Below are 21670 nucleotides of genomic sequence, written 5' to 3'. Positions count from 1 at the left end.
TACTCCAATTAAATGATCTTCAATAATTTATATAATTTTAGCCTGATGCGGTTCAGGAAAACTATTCGTTTCCATTCGGGTACTGATCCATGCCCTTCGGCCGACCACATTTTTAGATGATCTTCATGCCATTTATTTTTGATGGCCACATCATGGGTCTTGGCATCATCATGAACATTAGCAACGGCCAGCGGCTGCCTGATCCGTTTGCGTTTATTACCCCTCACCAGTCTTAGCCACAGCTCATAATCAAGCGCGCAATACATCTCTTCCCAAACGGGTTGGTGAATGCCTACGCTCCAAAAGCAAGCTGGTTGTGATAAAGAGGGGATCTTTATAAAGTAATCATATAGTGGTGGCACGGTCACCAATTCCAGCTCATTGTTCTTTTTATTAAAGGCAGACCCGTAAACAAAATCTGTTTGGGATTTTAAAAATGTGTCAATAACCAGCTGAAATACATTTTTAAGATAATAATCATCACTGTTTATCCAGGCGTAGTAGCTACCACCCGCCAGGCTGAAACCTAAGTTGATAGCGTTTGATTGCCCCTTATCTTTTTTGCTTTGCCAATGACTTATCCAGGGCGAATATTTTTCCAATATAGTACGACTGTTATCTGTGCTGCCCCCATCAATTACTATATATTCCAGGTTAGGATAGTTTTGCAAGAGTACTGACCGGATGGTTTCTTCTAAGAAGTGACCCTGATTAAAGGATGGCGTAACAATGGTGAGTTTTGGCCATAGTGTCTTTTCATCATATTGAGCAGGTGGAACTTCCTCGGTCCAGGGCCAGCCTATTTGATCCGTTTCCGGTTTGGGTAAAATATTTAATAGGCCCTGTTTCGTAAACGGCACCGTTTGTAATGGAAACGATGCTCCACTTTTCTCTAATTCGGTACGGTATTGAAGCAGGTCAGGCAGACGCATTTATCGTTTTGTTTTCAAGAGAGAAGCATCTTTGATCAAAATGATTTAAAAATGCCCTGTCCCTATCTCTTAAGGTCAGGTCGGTATTTATTTCACCAATAAAGCCGGCATTTATATCCACAGGCACAACTATAGGGTCTTCGTCAGGAAATCTCGGAAAGCTATCATGTACCATGGTATCATGCTTAACCAACGGATATATGATCTTGTTTAAAAAAGCCATATCCATTCCATATTGGTTTGTCATCAACAGTTTTTTGGTTTCTTTTTTGATGTCGATGTCTATCAATCCCTTTTTTATGCCCCAAATGCCGCCCATAATTCTGCCGGTATGGTTTACGTGATCCCGGATGATATGGAATTTTTGATCTGATCTTAACCATTCATCGATCATTAATTTTTCCCGGTAAGTGCAAAAGGAATCAACATCCCTAATAATAACGGCGTCCTTGCTTTTGTCTTCCATGGCTAAAAAACGCCAGTTCATATACCGGGCATCAATCCCACCCCTTTTCATGATAATCACCTCACACTGTTTATCCAGGAGCAGTTGGATCGTTTTTTCATTTACATCACTACCCACATATAAGCGGCATTGCCAATCAGGTAACCATTCATTGTACGAAGCCAGGGTTTGATCCAGGTTTTCAATATACCTTGCTTCGTTGCCGTAAAGTGTAAAGGCAATGGTTTTAGTTTTTATGGCTTTTGCCGGGATTGTTTTTAAAACCTGGTATAGGTCTTTATCAAAAAGAAGCTGCTTTAAATGTTTAATGCTGAGATAAGCTGCCTTAATTGGTTTTTTCAAGGATTGGATAAAGAAAGCTTTATGATCAGAGCCTGCTTCAACAAACGCGATAAGGTTTTTTAGTTTAGCCAAATTGGGGGTTAAAGGTCTTACGCTGTGGGCATCAATATATTTGTTATTAAATAATCCTAATTTGGAATACTGCCACCTACCCCTGTCTATCCTTTTTCTGGCATAGGGAGCCCATCCACCTCTTTTTAAAAAGATGGTTTTTTTTAGCAATGGTGATGCATGTAATTGTTTCGCGAAAAACAGTTCGTCGGTCTCCCAGTTCAAACCTAAGGCATACAGGGATTCTATAAACTCCTTTATGGTTGGCCAACTGGTATCTTTGAGGCCTATAATTTCTTGAAAATACTTCCCTTTAGCGACTATATAACACATCGGGTACCTAACCTGATCCTTATAAGCATCGGCTGAAAAAATGATAATGCTATCATCATCATACTGCGACACTTGTTGAGTAAAGTATGTTTTATCTAAGGGGATCATGTCGATGTCGCCTATAACAGATACTTCATCCGGAAACAGACAAGGTATAATAAAGCGGATAACCTGGGCTATAAACCCCGAAGGTACATTATCAATAAACGGTACCTTGATCACCAGGCCATGCTCATAATTAAGATTAAGATTTCCTATAACGGCTACAGTGGGTGTTATTTTAAAATTAGCCCATGCTTTTGCAGTTAATGGCCAAAAATCATAATAGAGTGGGTTGGCGTCTGTGGAGACTATTGCTCGTTGGATGATCAAGGGGGTATCAGTTGAATTTTTTCTTGAGCTTTAAAAAGCGGCTTTCAAACAAGTAGTATGATAAATAAGAAACTATAAACAGAACAGGCACATTAAACCATGCCGAATCAGCATATCGGAAATAATGCCCCCAGGGTTGGTATTGGGTAAACAATTGCTGCCATATATAAATACTGTATGATAAGGTCCCGATTTGCATCAAGACCTTGTTTTTTAAGATTTTTGACAATAAAGTGCTTTCGTCAAAGCACAAATATATTACAGCCGCTATCAGCAAACTAAAGATCAATGTGGTGATAAACTCATTTTCGATGAGCTGACTGTTTCTGAAAATAATGGCAGCAACAAAAAGGACAAGGGTAAAAAGGAAACCGCTTTTTACTTTATCTGTAGGCAGTATTCCCTTAAAAATCAAGGTTGAAAGTATGGTGCCTATTAATATAGATATCGTATCATTCCCGAATAAAAGAACGACCAGGAGCGACAGGTTGTGAATAATTTTAACAGAGAAAAACCAGCCTACATTATTATAAACCAAAAAGCCCAGCACCTTGATCGAGAAGATAATCAGGCATACAATTTTTATATAGTGCTTGAAACAGAAAACTATGATCACCGGAAAAATCAGATAGAATTGCTCCTCAACAGCCAAGGTATAAAAATGTCCGTTATACCAATCAGCGTTATTGGTATGTATAGGCAGGTTTCGTAAATAAAGAAAAGAAGTGAGGAATGAAACGTTTGAAATGGAAAGCTTTAGAAGAACGTTTAAAATAAGCAATACGATCAGGAATAAATAAGATACGGGCAAGATCCGCAGCGCTCTCCTGATGTAAAAATTTTTAAACGAAACCCTGCCATTTAAAATATTCTCCTTGTGCAATAAGGTGGTGATCAAAAACCCGCTTAGTACATAAAATATGCCCACGCCAGCATTCCCCTTGAAATAATTGCCAAATGGGGTGCCGATGGTTAAGTGACCAATTACCACGATTAAAATGGCTACCCCACGGAGTCCGTTTAAAGTTGGATAATAAGGTTGGTTAAGTACCGGGGGGATAGTTTTTATTTCCAATTGGTAATGACCAGTGGTCGGCTATTGTTTATTAAAAAGTTTTTCAAAAAAGCCGGTTTTGTGAATTGCGATATCCTTTGCCTCAGCAGAAATTAGCTTTTGCCAGTACTGAAAATCGAGCAATTCCAGTCTTACAACTTTTTCTTTTGCCTTATTGATCAGATCCTGCAGTTTTTCGATATCGGCTAACTCGTTTGCATCCTGTAGAATAACCATCGGAAGATGATCGTAAATGTCGGTATAGATTGGATAGTCGCCGCTTTTAATAATTACCGGGACCCTGTTGCAGTATAATACTTCATATATCCTGTGCGTATCTATACCATTCCCGGCTGGGCAAATGGTTGCTTCATGCGCTAAAATCCTATCGATGAAGGTAGCATAATCCAGATCTGGCTCGTCAAGGGTAATAAATTCAGTCCTGGTACAAATTTCCTTTATTAAGGAGCGGTGTTTAATATTGGTTTGGATATTGAAATTGGCGTACAAAAGTTTTGATATGCCTTGCTGTTCTGCTTTAGCTGTAACCTCACTTAGCAATTTTAGTTTTTGTTTGGCGTGTTGCCATGCTACGCCATGTCCTTTTCTTTTGTTAGGAAATGTGTTTTCTAAACCGATAGGTATGGATCTTAATTTATCGTGGTATACAAGATTGTTTTGACAATACCAGGTAGTAATGTTATCTGGCATCAACGAAATAAAGCTGGGATCGATATTAATATCGCTATTGCCCGAGATCAGGATCACTTCATTTTTAAGCTTTTGAATAACCTTAAATTCCGTTTTCAGGAAATCAGTTTTACAAAAGAAAATATTTTGGTTGTTATGTAAGTTGCCAAACTTATTGAGTTGCAGCAAATCCATAATGGGATGTTAAATGTATGATCATTTAGATTTCCAAGACAATATTGGCGCGTAAGAACCATGGCGTGCCTGGGTCCAGTAGGTAGAATTGCTCAGGTTGCCATCTACTTTGAAACGTATGCGCGGAGCGTTACCAGATTCTGAGTAAAGTACTTCGGTTCTGTACAAATAAGCTTCCACAACTAAAATAAATTCGCCGTGGTTCAATGTATTTTTGGGGACTACAACCGATAAGTGATTATCCCCAATTTTTATAGCGGGCCAGTTTTCTTGTATATCATCGGTTGACTGTGTTATAAAAACAGTATTGCCACCCGAATCTTTTATAATGATGGCGATCTCTAACCGGGGGTCTTTGGTGTTGATGGTAACATTTAAGTTAAAGGTGATATCATCTTCCCTGTTTACAACAGAAGTAGTTGGGGCAGCTGACTGGCTTATAAATACCGAATGGATAAATAAATAGTCTGAACGTTTTTTATTAGCAGCATCGTGTACCCAGCTTAATGTGTTTTGCTCATGTTCGGTATTGGCGTAGTTGTCAAGTACTTCATTGATTTTGTCTGAGCTAAAATTAATCAGCCCATTTTTCAAAACGATGCCTGAATTGCAAATTGCCCTTACCGATTGTAAATTATGACTTACAAACAAAACGGTTCTACCCTCGCTTTTGCTTATATCGCCCATTTTGCCCAGGCATTTTTTCTGAAACTCGGCATCTCCCACGGCTAATACTTCGTCTACGATCAATATTTCCGATTCCAGGTGGGCAGCTACCGCAAATGCCAGGCGCACGTACATGCCCGATGAATATCGTTTTACCGGTGTATCTATGTAACGCTCAACGCCCGAAAAATCTACGATCTCATCAAATTTTCGTTTGATCTCGGCCTTGCGCATCCCCAGGATAGCGCCGTTTAAAAAAATATTTTCCTTACCGGTTAATTCCGGGTGAAAGCCGGTACCTACCTCGAGTAAACTGGCTATACGGCCTTTTACTTTGACCGAGCCGGTGGTGGGCGAAGTAACCCGGCTTAATATTTTAAGTAAGGTGCTTTTGCCCGCGCCGTTACGACCAATAATGCCTACGGCATCACCTTGTTCAATATCAAAATTAATATCGCGTAAGCTCCAAACTACATCACTTTCACCTTTGGTTGTGCGATCATTGGTTTCACCAATTTTTAAAAAGGGGTCTTCTTTACCGAGTAACCTGGCCCAGTAACGTTCCAGGTCGCGGGAGATGGTGCCGGTACCAAAATCGCCCAGTTGGTAGGCTTTCGACAGATTTTCAACTTTAATTACGGTGCTCATTTATACGGTATCGACAAACGTTTTTTCAACCCTGTTAAATATAATAGTACCCAGCAGCAGAATGATAATAGTAGTTACCAGGCTATAGCCCATCAGTTCCCAGCTAAAACTCCCGCGGCCTAAAAAGCCATATCTGAAAGTTTCAATGATAGCCGTTATCGGGTTGAATTTTACCAGCCAGCTATAAGCCGGGTATTTGGCTTCGGCTACTGACAGCGGAAAAATTACCGTAGTGGTGTACATTAATAAAGGCACCCCGAATGATACAATAAAGGCCAGATCGCGGTATTTGGTAGTTACTGCTGATATGATCATCCCAAGCCCTAAACCTAGAGCCGCTATCATGATAATGAGTAATGGTAATAGTAATAAGAAAGCATTCGGAACAATAACGGTCCCTTTAAACAGATAGACCACATAAAGGATCATAAAGAGTAAAAACTGTACCCCAAACCTGATCAGGTTGGATAATACAATGCTCAGGGGCATGATTAACCGGGGGAAATAAACTTTCCCTAATAAGGCCGCGTTATCCCTGAACACGGTAGATGTTTTGGTAAGGCATTCGGCAAAATAATTCCATATTATGGTTCCCGCCAAATAGAACAAGGGTTTTGGCAGACCATCAACCGGTATACCAGCCAGATTACCAAAAACCAGCGTATAAAACACAATAGTAATAACCGGTTGTATAAAAAACCAGATGGGTCCCAGGATGGTCTGTTTATAAAATGAAACAAAATCGCGCCTTACCAATAACAACAACAGATCGCGATATTGCCATACATCTTTAAGCTTTAAGTCGAAAATGTTGTTTTGCGCGGTTATTTTAATATCCCAGTCTTCGTTTTCCAACATGCTTATTCAGTTAATAATTGCTGCAGTTTATGCGCATAATCAATTTGATTAAAGTAATGTAAACTGTGTCTTTGTAATTGCTCCCGGTCAATGGTTGTTAGTGGTTGCGCTAATGATTCGTTAATGCAGTTATACAATTCTGTAACATCGTCTGTGTTAACGGATCGGCCTAACTCGCCATTACGTATAGCATCAATACTTCCATCGGCATTACCACAAATAACGGGTAGGCCACAAGCCAAAGCTTCGATAAACACAATGCCGAAGCCTTCTTTTTTACTTGGTAAAACAAACAGATCGGCCAGTAAAAAATGATCGGTGAGTTCGGCTTCCTCAATAAAACCGGTTAAGATGATCTGATCGCTCACATCATGGTCGGCTATTAATTTATTGATCCTGACACCCTCCAGCTCATCGTATTTTCCGGACAATATATATTTGATGCCAGGATATTTATTTTTCAATTTTCCAATAGCTTCGATCACCAGCTCATGGCCCTTGTATTTTTCTGTAGATGCCATGCGGGTTAAGGTAAATACAATCGGGTAGCAATTGTTAAGCTCATAACGATCGAGCAAATTTGCGGGTTTTGAAAATGTAAGGGGTAATGGCATCAAAGGATCAATGGCATTATTCAGTACAATACAACTGTCTTTATCAATATGATGCCTATCGAGCATTTGTTGCCTGGTATAATTGCTTACACAAATTACTTTATCGCAGCTTTTCAGGAAACGTTTTTTGATGAGTGAAAACGGTCTCCATACCTCAATGCCATGGGCCACTAACCAAACCTGGCATTTGGGGTTCATGATCTTGATGATCAAACCAATTACAGCCAGGTTAATATGACTCAGTATAATAACATCCCTGGAAGTGAACTTTTTAATGATAACCTTTAAAGCAAAGGTTAATTTGTTGATGCCAAATGCCTTAAAATTTGATGCCGGCAGGTACTCCTGCATCAGATCTTCGGCGTGATCATAAGCCGACCATAATTCAAAATCCCAGTTATTGGCCAGAGATATCTGGTTTAAGGTATAGCCTAAAGTACGGGTCATTTTTTGGATGCCGCCTGTTGTACTAAATGTTTGCAAAGTAAGCAGCAGTACTTTTTTAGACATGGGCCTGTATCTGATAAAGTGCAAACGCTTTTGACCAGTGCATGCCCTTGTGTTTAAATTTTTGAATCATTTTTTTGGCTTCCGCTCCTTTGTAAAATTGACTGTTACTTATTTTGGGATGGGCCATCATCCATTGCTGCAGCGGAAAGGAAAAACCCATTTTTGGTCTGTTCCATATTTGTGGTGGCAGCAGATCTCCAAAACTATCGATCAGTAGTTTTTTTGGCTGATTGTTGTCAAACCGGATGGATGGAGCAATACGGTTTATGGTATTTGTAAAGTCTTCATCTAAAAACGGCACCCGAACTTCCAGCCCATGATTCATACTCATCACATCGGTATCCCTGAGTAGCTGATTTTGCATATACAAATTAGTTTCGAGCCAGGACGCGTGTTCCTTATCGTAATTGTTCAGACTTGAGGCATGATTAGTATCAAAAAGTATGTTCCTGACCTGCTTACTGTCGGTATCCAGAAATTTGGCGATCTCGATGGGAGAAAAGAATCCTCTTAGCAAAAGATAATCGGCCAAATGATGGTCATTAGCTAAAAAGGTGAGTTTTTTATACTGATTAGGTAAAAAGGCAGTAATAGCGGAAAATAATGATGGATTAACTTTTCGGAGATACTTTAAATATTTTATCCGCCCGAAGGAAGGGTAGCCGCCAAAAAGTTCATCGGCACCAATGCCCGATAGTACTGCCTTTAAACCATCTTCATGGGCATATTTACTAATAAACCAGCTATTGATGCCATCGGTAGTGGGCATATCCATGGCATCAAGAATCTGAGGCAGAAAGGTATCAAAGTCATGCTGTTGCACCAGGTGCGAAAAGCTTTGGCCCTGGAGCTTATCTAAAATTACGCGCTGATAGTTCTGCTCGTTATAATTCTGCTCATTAAAGTAAAGGGATACCGTTTTAAGCTGTTGCTCTTTTTTAAGGTTGGCCAGCAGGGTAAGCAAGCTGGAATCAATACCCCCGCTTAAAAAAACGCCAATAGTGGCATCGGCTATCAGTTGGCGGTTTACGCTTTTTATCAGCGTGTCTTTTATCAGCAGGCGAGCTTCATTTACATCAGTGATCTGTTCCTGTACCGGCGTTTCATGATACGGGTTGATGGTATATGCCGATGACGCAGTATCCCAGCGTAAAAAATGCCCCTTTGGTAAACTGAATACATTTTTTAGGGTAGTATATGGCTCGGGGATATGGCCAAAGGCTAAAAACCTTACAGGCCAGTTGGGATCTTTTTCCGTAGCGATATTTGCCTCGGTAAAAGCCCTTATTTCTGATGCAAAGCTTAAAGCCCCATGGTGGGCGTAATAATATATGGGTTTTATACCGGCGCTATCACGTACCAGGTAAACAAGATGGTTAACCTGATCATACAGCGCGAAAGCAAACATTCCCCGGAATTTGGCAAAGGCAGCGGTTCCCCATTGCAGGTATGATAGTAAGATCACCTCGGTATCGGTCGCCGATTTGAATTGTGCGCCCAGCGTTAACAATTCTGCCTTTAGCTCCAGGTAATTATAAAGTTCGCCGTTAAAAGTTATCCAGGCTTTTTGCCCGGCATCGGCCATGGGCTGGTGCCCGTTGCTGCTCAGGTCAATGATCGATAAACGGCGATGCCCAAACCCGATGTGGTTTTTGTCGTCAAAAAATAAGCCCTCATCATCTGGGCCGCCATGCTGTAATATCTGGCACATGGCTTTTACCTTTTGATGAATCTCACCAGACTGCAAGCTTTTATCAATTATTCCTGCTATCCTGCACATGGTTGGTATATCTTCACAGCTTCGCCCCGTAAGTCACAGTTTTATTTGTAACTTATTATTTTACAGTTATTTAAGAGAACCAAGAGTCAAGAAGCAAGAAAATAGCTAAATATGGAATAATACCCCATCAAAAAAGAAATATTCGGATACCGCTTTTCACTTTTCTTTCTTGTTTCTTGACTCTTGATTTGTCGTATTTTCTTTATTGTTAAAAATAATAATTCTGATTAAAAGCGCTCTATATATGAAGCTGCAACATGCACAATAATGGAGCATCCTATGCTTTCAAGCCTTAATATCAATTGCTTTTGCGACCGGTATATAACTACCTCGCCGGTCATTCCTTTTAAGGGTCCCGCTTTTATAATAATTTTTTCCCCGGGCTGCAGATCCTCCTCAGTAATTTCCAAATCAAGTGAACTTGTCATTAATAGTTTCAGTTCGTTGATCTGGCGGTCGGGCATGGTGGCCGGTTTGCCCGAAAAATATAAAAAGCGGGATATTCCTTTTGTCATCAATACCTCTGCCTGCGCATGTTCGGTGATGTTAACAAACACGTATGATTTGATAAAGGGTTCCTCGACCCACTTTTTACGGTCACTCCACTGTTTAAGTTGCCGGTGTAGCGGCAGGTAAGCTACAATTCCTTTATTGATTAGTGCTTCGTATGCTTTTTTTTCGGCCCGTGCATGCGTATAAACCGGATACCATTTGTTTTTCGCCTCACTTGTTAGCAGGTTCATTGTATTAAAAGCTTACTTAAACCATCTTCTGATATTCCACCATTTGGTTTTGTTATCATCCATATAGTACCCCGAACCTTCATAACCATTGTAGTCGGCATAATAATAATAGTGCACCCCGGAGCTATCACCGGTAAATTTGGTGGTGTAATACCTGGAGTGCAGTGGTTCCTCCTCAAATGCATTCAGTACTATAACCGTATTATTAAGCTGATATTCCAGCGCTACACGCTGAGGTACGGTAGCCGCGTAAAATTTTGACCTTCCGGATCGGATCACAAAAACATTGATATCACTCATCCGGATAAGCGGGATAGCATCAGACACCAGGCCGATAGGCGCGGTATCAATCATTACAATATCATACCGGGTTTTTAGCTGGGCTATTAAACTAGTCATCCGTTCACTATGCAGTAATTCGGAAGGGTTGGGTGGTACGGGCCCGGAAATTATAAAATCAAGATTTTCCTGTTCGGAATGAAAGATGATATCGTCCAGTTCGCTTTGATGTGCCAGGTAATTGCTTAATCCCACATCGTTGGCCACATTAAATATCTTATGTATCCTGGAACGGCGAAGATCGGCCCCGATCAGGATAACTTTTTTGTCGATCAATGAGAGTGTACTTGATAAGTTAACGGCAACAAATGATTTTCCTTCGCCGGCTACTTCAGATGTAATACAAATAACCTTGTTTTGTTTATCAGATGCCAGAAAACTTAAATTGGTACGTACAGAACGCACTGACTCTGCAAATATGGATTTGGGTTTAACAAGCGCTAAAATTTGTCCGTTATTTTCATCAATCGGCTCCGGGAATTTCCGGATGATGCCCAATATAGGTACAGTGGTAAGGCTTTCGATGGTTTCTTTATCATAGATGTAAGGATTCATGATCCGAACAACAATAATAAGCCCCAGGCCAATAATTAAACCCAGAATAATAGCCGAGCGATGTATATTATGCTCATCTGGCGATACCTGGTTAAAATTAGGTTGAGCAGGGTCAATAATGGTTGCCCCCGGCAATATACCCGCCCTGCTTATTTGGGCCTCCAGTTTTTTTTCTGATAAAAAGGAATACACTTTATCATTGATCTCAAAATCCCGTTGCAGGCTCACCAGGTCGCGTTGAGCGGCGGGCAATGTCATGATGGTTTGATTAACCTGCGAAAGCTGACTATCTAAAAAAGCAATGTTCTTTTCAATCCCTGAGCGTAAAACCCTGATATTATTGAGGGCATTCAGTTTTATTTGCAATACCTGCTGATTGATATCGCGGATAGGTTGCGAATCGCTATTATAAGTTTTTAACAGCGCGCTGCGTTCCTGTATCAAGGCATCCAGTTTTTCAACCATGCCCTGTAATACGTGATTGTCTGACGCCGCGGTAGTAAAGTTTAAATTGACATTATCTTTTTCCCGCGTGATCTGGTCTTTGAGCTGATCAAGGGCCATCAGCTGTATTTTTAATAACGACTTGTTTGATTCAATGTCGGCAGCTTTAGCAACCGATGTGGATGAAGCTGAACTTACATCCAGTATTTTTGATTTTTGCTTGTATTTTTCAATGGAGCTTTCCGAACCCTTAACTTCGGTTGACAGGAAGGCCAGTTGACTGTCAATAAAATCAATCATTTGTGAAGCTGATTGTGCCTTTTGATTACGATCAAAAGCAACATACTCATTCATGATGCTATTGATAATATCGGCGGCGAACTGAGGGTTGGAGTCAACTTCCTGCAGGCCGATAATATTGGAGTTCTTTGAAGTTTCGCCGGTTGATAAGCCAGCTTTTACCCGATCAACATAATCTTCGGGAATATTGAACTTAAACAGGTAAACGGTGTTTTTGCCCAGTGTCCCCGGATATTTTATGGTGAAGCTGGTAGGACCTATATTTACGGGTGTATCATAGTTAAATGTATTCTGAGCTTCTTTACCGGCAATATTGTATGATAGCTCAAACGATTTCGTGTTTAGTGGTTTAAAACCTATTTGGCCATGGTAAAAATTCAAACTATCAAACCTGATCAGTTCAATATTCAATGGTTTTGAAGGATAGATCTCAGAAGTACGCACCCGCCCCATGATATAAAAACTTATCCGGTAATCCAGGTCTTTTATAGCACTGAGGATAAGATTGCGGCTTTGTAATACAGAGGTGATACTTTGTATTTTTGAAGGCCCGCGTTCGGGAACGGCCATCACGGTTACCAGGTCAGCTATCTCTGTTTTTTTTTCTTCAATTTTTAAAGTGCCTGATGATGAATACGTTTTAGGTGTATACCACAGGTAAGTATAGGAGATAAGCACAGCTATGCCCACAGAAGCAGCTATCCAATACCAACGGCTCCACAATATTTTAGCAATCTTAAAATAGTCGATCTCCTGGTTAGGCAGTTTTCGCTGAATTTTTTCTGTTTCTTCCATTAGCGATGGGAAAGCGTGAAGATAATTAAGGCTGTGTTCAACAAAAGCAATATAGGCTGTGTGATCACTGATAGATTCTGCAGATTATCATTCCGGACAGCACGTTTGTTTTGGGCAATATAAATAATATCTCCATTTTGAAGAATAGCACGCGGATCATTAATGGATTGAATATCCCGGAGATTAATTACCGTTACCTGCGGATTTACCTGATCGCCTCGTATAATATGAATATTTGTTTCATTAGCCTTGTCGGTAAGGCCACCTGCTGCGCCTATCATTTCAACCAGGGTGGTCCTGTCTTTGATTAATGGATAATTTCCCTGTCCTTTTATTTCACCCAGTAATGTAACCTTCAGGTTCACTATTTTTAGTTCGATGATGGGGTCTTTGAGCAGGCTTTTACGGTAAAGGCCCTCTATAAGCTTTGCCGCCTCAGAGCGGGTAAGCCCCACCACGGCCACATGGCCAATAACCGGCAGGGCCACAGTACCATCATCCTCAACCTGGAAAGTTTGGCCTGTACCTGTATTGGAGCCTCCACCCGAAGTAGTACTGCTGGTTACAGGAACTTCGTCAACTATGTACTTTACGTTTTGCAGGTTCCGGATCTGTAGTACATCCTGGGGTTGTATACGATAGGCCGCCAGGGTCACAGCGGTTTTTTGCGCTGAACTGGTATCCGGACTACCGGCTTTTTGTTCAAAAAGCGATTGGTATTGTTTGCTGGAACAAGATGTTAAAACAAAAATTATCCCGAAAAATAAAAGAGTAAGGGTATAAATACGCATACGGACGAGTAGAAAGCTAAATAACTATATAATTAGGGATTGATTTCAAAAATACATAATTTGCGGGTATATATATTGGTAATTCTTTTCCCATTTGTACGTTTTGAAGCTTTCCCTGGTTACAGTAGTTTATAATGCTCAGGATACCATCAGGCAATGTATCCAATCTGTTATCAGCCAAAACTATCCTGATCTGGAATATATTATTATTGACGGCGGTTCAACAGACAACACACTTCAAATTATCCATGAGTATCGCGAATATATCCAGGTTTTAGTTTCGGAACCGGATAAGGGTATATATGATGCTATGAATAAAGGTATCCGGCTAGCTACGGGCGATATAGTGGGCATGTTAAATGCCGACGATCATTTTGCCGATGATCATGTTTTACAGTCAGTAGCCGGGATATTTGCACAGCAAGATATCGGGGCATTGTATGGCGATCTGGATATTATTGATCAGCACCATCGCGTTATCCGTAAATGGCGTTCCGGTAAATGCAGCCGTAATTCTTTTAAGCTGGGGTTCATGCCACCGCATCCTACCTTTTATTGCAGGCGTGGTTTATTTGACCAGTTTGGCTTTTACAGTCTTGATCATGGGTCGGCAGCTGATTACGAGCTGATGCTCCGGCTGATGTACCGGCACCAGATTAAAAGTTATCATCTGAAAAAGGTAATGGTTAACATGCTTGCCGGCGGCATAAGCAGCAAAAATTTAAAGAACAGGATCAGGGCCTGGCAATTTGATCTGCTGGCCATGCGTCAGAATAAACTCTGGTTTCCGGCCCTGGCCCTGGTGCTAAAGCCCCTTCGAAAAATAATTCAATTTATTTAACCTCAGGTTAAACCTAAAATTTTCCATACTCGTATAAGGAGTGTAAATAATTACATAACTGTTTTTATGAGATAGCCCCCGCTAACATTATAAAAACATTACATGATAGAACTTTTGCATTCATACAACTTTGGGTATCAGGTTTTAATACTTGTAGTATCAACGCTTATAACCTGGTTAGCTATACCTTCCATTTTGCATGTGGCCCGTGCCCGTCATTTATATGACGATGTGGGTCATTTCCGCAAACAGCATGACCATGGCATACCGCGTTTGGGTGGTGTGGCCATATTTGTGAGCTTTATTATCACCACGCTGCTATTCAGTATTATAGACAAAGCCCTGCCCATCAGTTATTTGCTGATAGCCTGTATCATTTTATTTGCCATGGGCTTAAAGGATGATCTTTCGGGGGTAAACTCCAGTACCAAATTCCTGATCCAGTTTATTGTAGCCGCCATACTGGTTTTGCTGGGCGATATCCGGATCACCAGTATGTATGGTATATGGGGTATTTTTAATCTGCCTTATGTGCCCAGTGCTATCTTCTCCATCCTGCTGATCATGCTGATCATCAATTCCTTTAACCTGATAGACGGTATAGATGGCCTGGCTGCTACCACTGGGTTGATCGTTAACGGCACGCTTGCTGTGATGTTCCTGTCGATCAGACAGTATGAGCTGGCAGCTATTTGCCTGGCTATGGTAGGGGCAGTAGCCGGATTTTTACGGTATAATATTACCCCGGCCAAGATATTCATGGGCGATACAGGCGCTTTACTGATCGGTTTGGTATCGGCAGTGATGGCCATTAAGTATACCGAGATCAGTAAGATCAGCGTAGCAGGAGTACCACATTTGTTTACCGCGCCCGCGCTTACGGTAGCTATATTGATAGGACCTGTTTTTGATACCCTGCGGGTGTTTACATTAAGAATATTAAAAGGGGTATCGCCATTTGATGCCGACCGGAACCACATGCACCACCGGATGCTGAAGCTGGGACTCAACCATTTACAGGCTACCCTTTGCCTGGCTGGCATTAACCTGGGCGCCATTGGTTTTGTATTGTTTTTCAGCGACCTGAGCAATACTTTTCTGATTTCAGTGATCCTGCTGATCCCTATCATTTTTAACTGGATGGTCACTTTTTGCATCCGCTCCAAAGAACGCGAACAGGTAGCTTTACGAAATTTATTTGTTTAAAGCTGTTTTGTAATGCTGGCGTAGTATTCACGACGCTAAATTTCAGATATCGTAATTTCCCGCACATCTTCATTAACTTTGGCTGTTTTTAAAAAACAGAAGATGAAGATCGCTATAAATGGATTTGGCCGGATAGGCCGCATTTTTTTAAGAAATATTTTAGCTAAACCCGGTATTGAGGTGGTTGCTATAAATGACCTCACGGATACACAAACGCTTGCTCATTTATTTAAATATGATTCGGTTCACCGTGGATTTAAAGGCACGGTTGATCATGATGGCAGTAATCTTTACATCAATGGCAACCAGATAAAAGTATTTGCCGAGCGCGACCCACAGGCATTGCCCTGGGGTACACTGGATATCGACCTGGTGATAGAATCAACCGGGAAATTCACTTCCAGGCAGGGTGCCGAATTGCATTTGACCGCTGGTGCCAAACAGGTGATCATCTCGGCCCCATCAACTGATAAAAATGTACCAACTGTTGTATTAGGTGTGAATGATGGCCTGGTCGACCTGCATTCACCCGTATTATCCAACGCCTCTTGTACCACTAATAATGTGGCTGCCATGGTGAAGATATTGGATGAGAACTGGGGAATTATTGACGGCTATATCACCACCGTTCACTCTATGACCGGCGACCAAAGCCTGCATGACGCGCCGCATAAAGACCTGCGCCGGGCAAGGGCGGCTTCGGCTTCTATCATACCTACCACTACAGGTGCAGCAAAAGCTATTACCGCCATATTTCCGCATCTGGAAGGCCGCCTGGGTGGCGCCGGTATCCGTGTGCCGGTACTCAATGGTTCATTAACCGATTTTACCTGCAGCCTAAAAAAGCAACCCACCATACCCGAAATTAACCTGGCATTTAAACAGGCTGCCGATGGCCCTATGAAAAATGTACTGGAATATACCGAAGATCCCATCGTATCAACCGATATATTGGATAACCCGCACAGCTGTATTTTTGACGCGCAGCTGACCTCTATTGTAGGGGGACTGGTGAAAGTGGTTGGCTGGTATGATAACGAAATGGGCTACAGCAGCCGTTTGGCTGACCTGGTGGAGGAAATAGCTGCGTTAGAACCAAGAGTTAAGAATCAAGAGTCAAGAGTGGGAAGTAATCACTGATAAACGAATGCTTTTTCTTGATTCTTAACTCTTGATTCCTGACTCTAATAAAAAACTATGATCAAATTTATAACTGTAGAAGAGTTATTGCCCATCCGCAATGAAGTACTCCGCGAAGGGAAACTCACTTTAGATGAATGTATTTTCCCCACTGATAAAATAGAGGGTGCATTTCATTTAGGCTATTATCAAGGCGATGAACTGGCTTGTATAGCGTCGTTCCATCCCCAAAATTATGAAGGTTTTCCGGGCAAGGCCTATCAGCTGCGGGGTATGGCTACTATCGAAAAATATAGGGGTAAAGGACTGGGAAACCTACTGGTTAATTTTGCCCTGGTTTATCTTCGCGGACAAAAAGCCAATTACGTTTGGTGCAACGCGCGCAAAAAAGCGGTCGCTTTTTATCACAATGCCGGTTTCGAGATCATTTCGCCGGAGTTTGAAGTACCCGGAATTGGGCCACATTACGTGATGTATGTTAAAATAGCATGAAGTTTGGGCCATTTTCAAACACCTTTTTTACTTTTTCGTTAAGAATTAAGAATAAAATGTTGAATTTGCGCGCCTTACAGTAAATGACCCATATAATTAATATGAAAACAGTAGATCAAATAAGTTTTGCAGGCAAAAGAGCCCTGATCAGGGTTGATTTTAATGTGCCTTTGGATAAGGATAACAACATTACTGATGATAACCGGATGACGGCTGCTTTGCCAACTATAAAAAAGATTTTAAAAGATGGCGGTAAGGTTATCCTGATGTCGCACCTGGGCCGACCAAAAGATGGTCCGAATGAAAAGGATTCATTAAAACATGTTGTTGCACATTTATCTGATCTGCTGGGTCAGCAGGTACAATTTGCTGATGACTGCATTGGCGCCGACGCTCTTGAAAAATCACAAAAATTAGGAAAAGGCGAGGTGCTTTTATTAGAGAACCTGCGTTTTTATAAAGAAGAAGAAAAAGGCGATGTGGCTTTTGCCGAAAAGCTTTCCAAACTAGGGGATATCTACGTGAACGATGCCTTTGGTACCGCTCACCGCGCACATGCTTCTACAGCGGTTATCGCGCAGTTTTTCCCAGATGCCAAATATTTTGGCTATCTGATGGCTGCCGAGTTAAACAATGCCGAAAAGATCCTGAATGGCGCTGCTAAACCTTTCACTGCTATTATGGGCGGCTCTAAAGTTTCTGATAAAATTGAGCTGATCGAAAAATTGCTGGATAAGGTTGATAACCTGATCATTGGTGGTGGTATGGCTTATACCTTTGCTAAAGCAGATGGCGGCAATATTGGTACATCACTGGTTGAAGCCGATAAGCTTGACCTGGCCATCAGCCTGAAACAAAAAGCTAAAGACAAAGGCGTGAAACTTTACCTACCGGTTGATAACGTTATTGCTGATGCTTTTGCTAACGATGCCAAAACCGGCGTTGCTAAAACCGGCGAAATTCCCGACAACTGGATGGGCCTGGATATCGGTCCTGAAACCGTTGCTATATTCAGCAAAGTGGTTGAAGAATCAAAAACCATTTTATGGAATGGCCCGATGGGTGTTTTTGAAATGGAATCATTTTTAGTAGGCACTAAAGCTATTGCCGAAGCGGTAGTAAAAGCAACCGAAAACGGCGCTTTCTCGCTAATTGGTGGTGGCGACTCAGCAGCTGCTGTTGCTAAATTTAATCTGACTCATGAAGTTAGCTATGTATCAACCGGCGGTGGCGCTTTACTGGAATACATGGAAGGTAAAGAGTTACCAGGCGTAAAAGCTATTAATGACTAAGGGAATATTATACGCAAAGCAAAAAAGCCCTCCGGTTTTCCGGAGGGCTTTTTTGTTGGTAAGCACCTCGTACAGATGACTCACCAGATCTACGTGTTCCTTTTCTATGTCATTGCGAGGAGGAACGACGTGGCAATCGCATACTATACAGGGCTGCTTTGTATAGTTCGCGATTGCCACGCTGCGCTCGCAATGACCTGATTTTTATTTTGTTTTAAATCCCCTCTTTCCGCCGCAGGCGGAGAGAGGGGTGACGAGCGTAGCGATGTCGGGGTGAGTCGACACGTCGGTTAAAATTCAATTATTGAATCTTAACCGACGACACCACATCATTGGCACTTGGCGAAAGGGCGCCAAACCAACTGTTATTAGCTGTCAACGTCCATGATGTACCGCTAAAATTGTCATTTGAATACATGGTCACCGTCCAGCCGGAAGGTATTTGTGCTGAAGAAGCCCAATCGTTCACAAAGCCTTTGGCCTGTAACTGAGCTAAGGTGTAATTACCCTTGGCTATTTTTTGGGTAGCCGTGCCGGCATAGTTGGAGTTTTGATAAAAAACTACGCCTGTAGTAGTACCGCCGCCACCGGTTGGGTTCATGATCTTGATCAGGTCCTTGGTCACTTTGTAATCCGGAACGCGAAGGGTATTATCATGCATAGAGGTAAGCGGTGCATCGCGATCAATAGCATAGCCAAATACGCCGCCTTTTTTGCCTGATGTTGGCTCCCAGCGGGCATAGTCATAAGCACGGCCTGTGCCGTTTTCCGGATAAGTAACATCATCCCAGTAATTGCTGGGGTAACCGTTTTCTTCATAAAATGAAAATCCGGGTACAAATTTATCCGAAGTGATGTAAGAAGAGAAGGTATTCCAGGTGCTTTGCATTCCGGATGTACCACGGCCATAAGCCTGTAACCAAACATAATCAATCATGGTATATACGTTCCTGAAAAGACTGTTAGTACCGGTTTGATTGGTATCAAAAGTAAGCAGTTTGCCGGTACCTGATTTTGGACCCAGGTAAGCCGAAAGTGCCGTGTAAACCCCGGTCATATCAGTTAAAGTTGTACCCGATGGATTGCTTTCCACATCAATATCATAACCATCTAAACCATATTTATTAACCACGCTATCCATGATCAGTTTGGCTGTGGTCTGATATCCTGCGGTGGTATGCGGTACGCCCGAAGGAATATCCAGGTTGCCGGTGATGATAACTTTGGTGCCTTTGGCGTGTAGCGCGCTTACCCATGCCGGTACACTGCTGGCAATAGGAGAGGCTTTGTCGAAACAGAAAAGGATGAGTACATCAAGGCTATCCGGTACCAGCGAAAAATTAGAACCATTCACACCGGCTCCATAACAAGGGCCTTGTACACGGTAAAAGCCCGCGGTAATTTCGTGCTTTGTTTTTTTGTAGGCGGCCAAAGCGCTGTCTGAAGCCGTAGATAGGGTTGTCAGATTGTTTTTGGAAGCACCGGCTGCCTGTAATTTTGAAGCAGCGTTTCCACTATCCTTTTTGCAGGATTGGGTGTAGGCCAGGGCCGATAAGCCAAGCATAAAGAGGCCGGCTTTAAAAGAGAACAGATTTTTTTTCATAATGGGGGTTTTTAAAGGTTTATAATTTATTGATTTGTTTTTTTTAAAAAATGGCAATAGGCTACCCAGGAACCCTCCCAAAAGAGGATTCTGAAGCAGGTTAATGCCTGGATTTACACGGTGTATGTTTTAGGAATCAAGAACCGAGAGTCAAGAATCAGGATATAGGAAAATACCTTAGGGATTTCGTTTTTGTCTTGACTCCTGATTCTTGCCTCTTGGTTCTTCGGCGTTACTGAATTTTAACAGAGGTTACTTTATCATTGGCATTTGGCGATAAGGTGGTGAAATCTGGCGTGTTGGCCGTGCGTGTCCATGAAGTGCCGCCAAAGTTATTGTTGGTATACATGATCACCGTCCAGCCCGATGGTGCTTTTACCGACGATGCCCAGTTATCTACAAAACCATAGGCCTGTAATTGAGCCAGAGTATAGGTGCCTTTTGGTATCAGGCTGGTAACCGTGCCGCTATAATTGGTGTTCTGGTAAAAAGTTACACCGGTAGTGGTAGTGCCGCCTCCTGTGCCGTTCATGAGCTGGATGGCGTTCCTGGAAACTATAAACGGAGGGGTGTGATTGTAGTCGCGGCTCATGCGGTAAGCGCCAACGCCGGCAACCTTATTGGTTTTGGCCCAATTAGTGGCATAACTGTACAGATCTGATGTTGCTTTGGCATCCCCACCTGATTGGTCTTCAGTGCCATCGGCATGTTTAAAGCTATCGCCGTTAACCAGCAAAATAGTTTTATCCGATCCATAAGTAGAAGCTATCGAGGATAGTGGGAAGGAACTGCTGCTCCAGAAATGACTTCCGGTGGTATAAGACTGGAATAATATATAGTCATAATTGCTTTTGGTGCCGGTTAAACTATTGTTATCCAGTGATCCGTCGGTATCATAAAAAAACACTGGTTTTTTACCCATACTTAATGTAACCGCCGAGGTGGAGTTCGGTCCAAACCATTTTGCTACCGATTTTAATAAATTAGGATAACTGCTGCTGGTTACATTTTTATTGTCGATGGTGCCGGACTCGATATCCAGATCGATACCATCTAAAGAATCGGCTACAATGTGCTGGTTATACATCGCCTGCGACCAATGATCATAAGTGCTGGTTGAGCTTGCTACAGTGGCGGTTGAAGTTGGCGTTGCCGGATCCTTGGATGAACCATCAAAATAGGCATCGCCCAGAAAATGACACACTACAATCCTGGTTCCTTTTGCCTGGGCTGCGCGCCAATGTGACCTGGTGGCATCATTCCCGGCAAAAAACTCCAGGAAATCGGTACTGTCAGGCGCATTGGCTGGATTATAACTGGCAGCAGGGTCGGCACCATCACCAACCAAAAAGCCTACAAATATTTTATGTACGCTATTTTTGTAAGCGATCAGGTCGGCATTGGAAGTGACCGCCTGGGTTGTTAAACCATTTTTGGACGCAGCTGCGGCTTGTAATTTTTCGGCAGCATTTCCATTATCCTTTTTGCAGGATTGAGTGAGGGCCAGAGCCGACATGCTTAGCATAAGCAGACCGGTTTTAAGAGAGAGCAATCTTTTTTTCATAATGGGGGTTTTATAAATAGGTAATAGAGAGAGTCAGGAGGCAAGAATCAGGAG

General features: G+C 42.0%; 18 protein-coding genes. 5 read left to right on the top strand and 13 right to left on the bottom strand.

The window, feature by feature from the left end; all coding sequences use genetic code 11:
• Window positions 1-8: 8 nt before the first annotated feature.
• The 11 genes from AC57BQ_RS17925 to AC57BQ_RS17875 all read right to left on the bottom strand — a co-directional run bounded on the left by AC57BQ_RS17925 (window position 9) and on the right by AC57BQ_RS17875 (window position 13478).
• On the bottom strand, window positions 9-932 hold the full coding sequence (locus AC57BQ_RS17925) for a glycosyltransferase family 2 protein (protein WP_496407577.1): 924 nt from the start codon (window positions 930-932) through the stop codon (window positions 9-11).
• Window positions 919-2496 carry a hypothetical protein gene (locus tag AC57BQ_RS17920; protein ID WP_496407576.1) on the bottom strand — a complete coding sequence of 526 codons (1578 nt, stop codon included), beginning with the start codon at window positions 2494-2496 and terminating at the stop codon, window positions 919-921. Before AC57BQ_RS17920 ends, AC57BQ_RS17925 begins: the two co-directional genes overlap by 14 nt.
• Before the next feature lie 7 nt (window positions 2497-2503).
• Window positions 2504-3571, bottom strand: coding sequence for an acyltransferase family protein (locus AC57BQ_RS17915; protein ID WP_496407575.1), 1068 nt, complete (start codon window positions 3569-3571; stop codon window positions 2504-2506).
• A 21-nt stretch (window positions 3572-3592) separates the two neighbouring features.
• Window positions 3593-4435, bottom strand: a complete 843-nt coding sequence (locus AC57BQ_RS17910) for a hypothetical protein (RefSeq protein ID WP_496407574.1) — start codon at window positions 4433-4435, stop codon at window positions 3593-3595.
• Between the two features lie 21 nt (window positions 4436-4456).
• Window positions 4457-5749, bottom strand: a complete 1293-nt coding sequence (locus AC57BQ_RS17905) for an ABC transporter ATP-binding protein (RefSeq protein ID WP_496407573.1) — start codon at window positions 5747-5749, stop codon at window positions 4457-4459.
• Entirely contained in the window at window positions 5750-6607 is an 858-nt protein-coding gene (locus AC57BQ_RS17900) for an ABC transporter permease (RefSeq protein ID WP_496407572.1), read from the bottom strand.
• A 2-nt stretch (window positions 6608-6609) separates the two neighbouring features.
• Entirely contained in the window at window positions 6610-7731 is a 1122-nt protein-coding gene (locus tag AC57BQ_RS17895; RefSeq protein WP_496407571.1) for a glycosyltransferase family 4 protein, read from the bottom strand.
• Window positions 7724-9511: an asparagine synthase (glutamine-hydrolyzing) gene (gene asnB, locus AC57BQ_RS17890; RefSeq protein ID WP_496407570.1), complete on the bottom strand. Its 1788-nt coding sequence runs from the start codon at window positions 9509-9511 to the stop codon at window positions 7724-7726. Before asnB ends, AC57BQ_RS17895 begins: the two co-directional genes overlap by 8 nt.
• Before the next feature lie 227 nt (window positions 9512-9738).
• A complete protein-coding gene (locus AC57BQ_RS17885) occupies window positions 9739-10254 on the bottom strand; it encodes a UpxY family transcription antiterminator (protein WP_496407569.1) in 516 nt (171 codons plus the stop codon).
• Window positions 10255-10266: 12 nt separating this feature from the next.
• Window positions 10267-12687, bottom strand: coding sequence for a polysaccharide biosynthesis tyrosine autokinase (locus AC57BQ_RS17880; RefSeq protein WP_496407568.1), 2421 nt, complete (start codon window positions 12685-12687; stop codon window positions 10267-10269).
• Window positions 12687-13478 (bottom strand): polysaccharide biosynthesis/export family protein, encoded by a 792-nt coding sequence (locus AC57BQ_RS17875; protein WP_496407567.1) that lies wholly within the window; start codon window positions 13476-13478, stop codon window positions 12687-12689. The genes AC57BQ_RS17880 and AC57BQ_RS17875 overlap by 1 nt, the downstream gene beginning before the upstream one ends.
• 103 nt (window positions 13479-13581) lie before the next feature.
• On the opposite strand from AC57BQ_RS17875, the gene AC57BQ_RS17870 reads away from it, so the two are divergent.
• The 5 genes from AC57BQ_RS17870 (at window position 13582) to AC57BQ_RS17850 (ending at window position 18449) form a co-directional block, all read left to right on the top strand.
• Window positions 13582-14319 (top strand): glycosyltransferase family 2 protein, encoded by a 738-nt coding sequence (locus AC57BQ_RS17870; protein WP_496407566.1) that lies wholly within the window; start codon window positions 13582-13584, stop codon window positions 14317-14319.
• 102 nt (window positions 14320-14421) lie between these two features.
• Window positions 14422-15525 carry an MraY family glycosyltransferase gene (locus AC57BQ_RS17865; protein WP_496407565.1) on the top strand — a complete coding sequence of 368 codons (1104 nt, stop codon included), beginning with the start codon at window positions 14422-14424 and terminating at the stop codon, window positions 15523-15525.
• 102 nt (window positions 15526-15627) lie between these two features.
• Window positions 15628-16665: a type I glyceraldehyde-3-phosphate dehydrogenase gene (gap, locus tag AC57BQ_RS17860; RefSeq protein ID WP_496407564.1), complete on the top strand. Its 1038-nt coding sequence runs from the start codon at window positions 15628-15630 to the stop codon at window positions 16663-16665.
• 57 nt (window positions 16666-16722) lie between these two features.
• Window positions 16723-17157 (top strand): GNAT family N-acetyltransferase, encoded by a 435-nt coding sequence (locus AC57BQ_RS17855; RefSeq protein ID WP_496407563.1) that lies wholly within the window; start codon window positions 16723-16725, stop codon window positions 17155-17157.
• A gap of 101 nt (window positions 17158-17258) precedes the next feature.
• Entirely contained in the window at window positions 17259-18449 is a 1191-nt protein-coding gene (locus AC57BQ_RS17850; RefSeq protein WP_496407562.1) for a phosphoglycerate kinase, read from the top strand.
• A gap of 301 nt (window positions 18450-18750) precedes the next feature.
• Here the strand turns inward: AC57BQ_RS17850 and AC57BQ_RS17845 are convergent, their stop codons facing one another.
• Complete coding sequence (locus AC57BQ_RS17845; protein WP_496407561.1) at window positions 18751-20052, bottom strand: EndoS/ChiA family endoglycosidase; 1302 nt, start codon at window positions 20050-20052, stop codon at window positions 18751-18753.
• Between the two features lie 232 nt (window positions 20053-20284).
• The gene (locus AC57BQ_RS17840) at window positions 20285-21616 is read right to left on the bottom strand and encodes an EndoS/ChiA family endoglycosidase (protein ID WP_496407560.1); all 1332 of its coding nucleotides are present in this window, start codon (window positions 21614-21616) and stop codon (window positions 20285-20287) included.
• Between the last annotated feature and the right edge of the window lie 54 nt (window positions 21617-21670).

The sequence above is a fragment of the Mucilaginibacter sp. BGA-UO-ETr-C110 genome, from assembly GCF_059567985.1.
The sequence above is the reverse complement of the archived record's forward strand: the minus strand, read 5'-3'. Positions and strand labels throughout refer to the sequence as shown.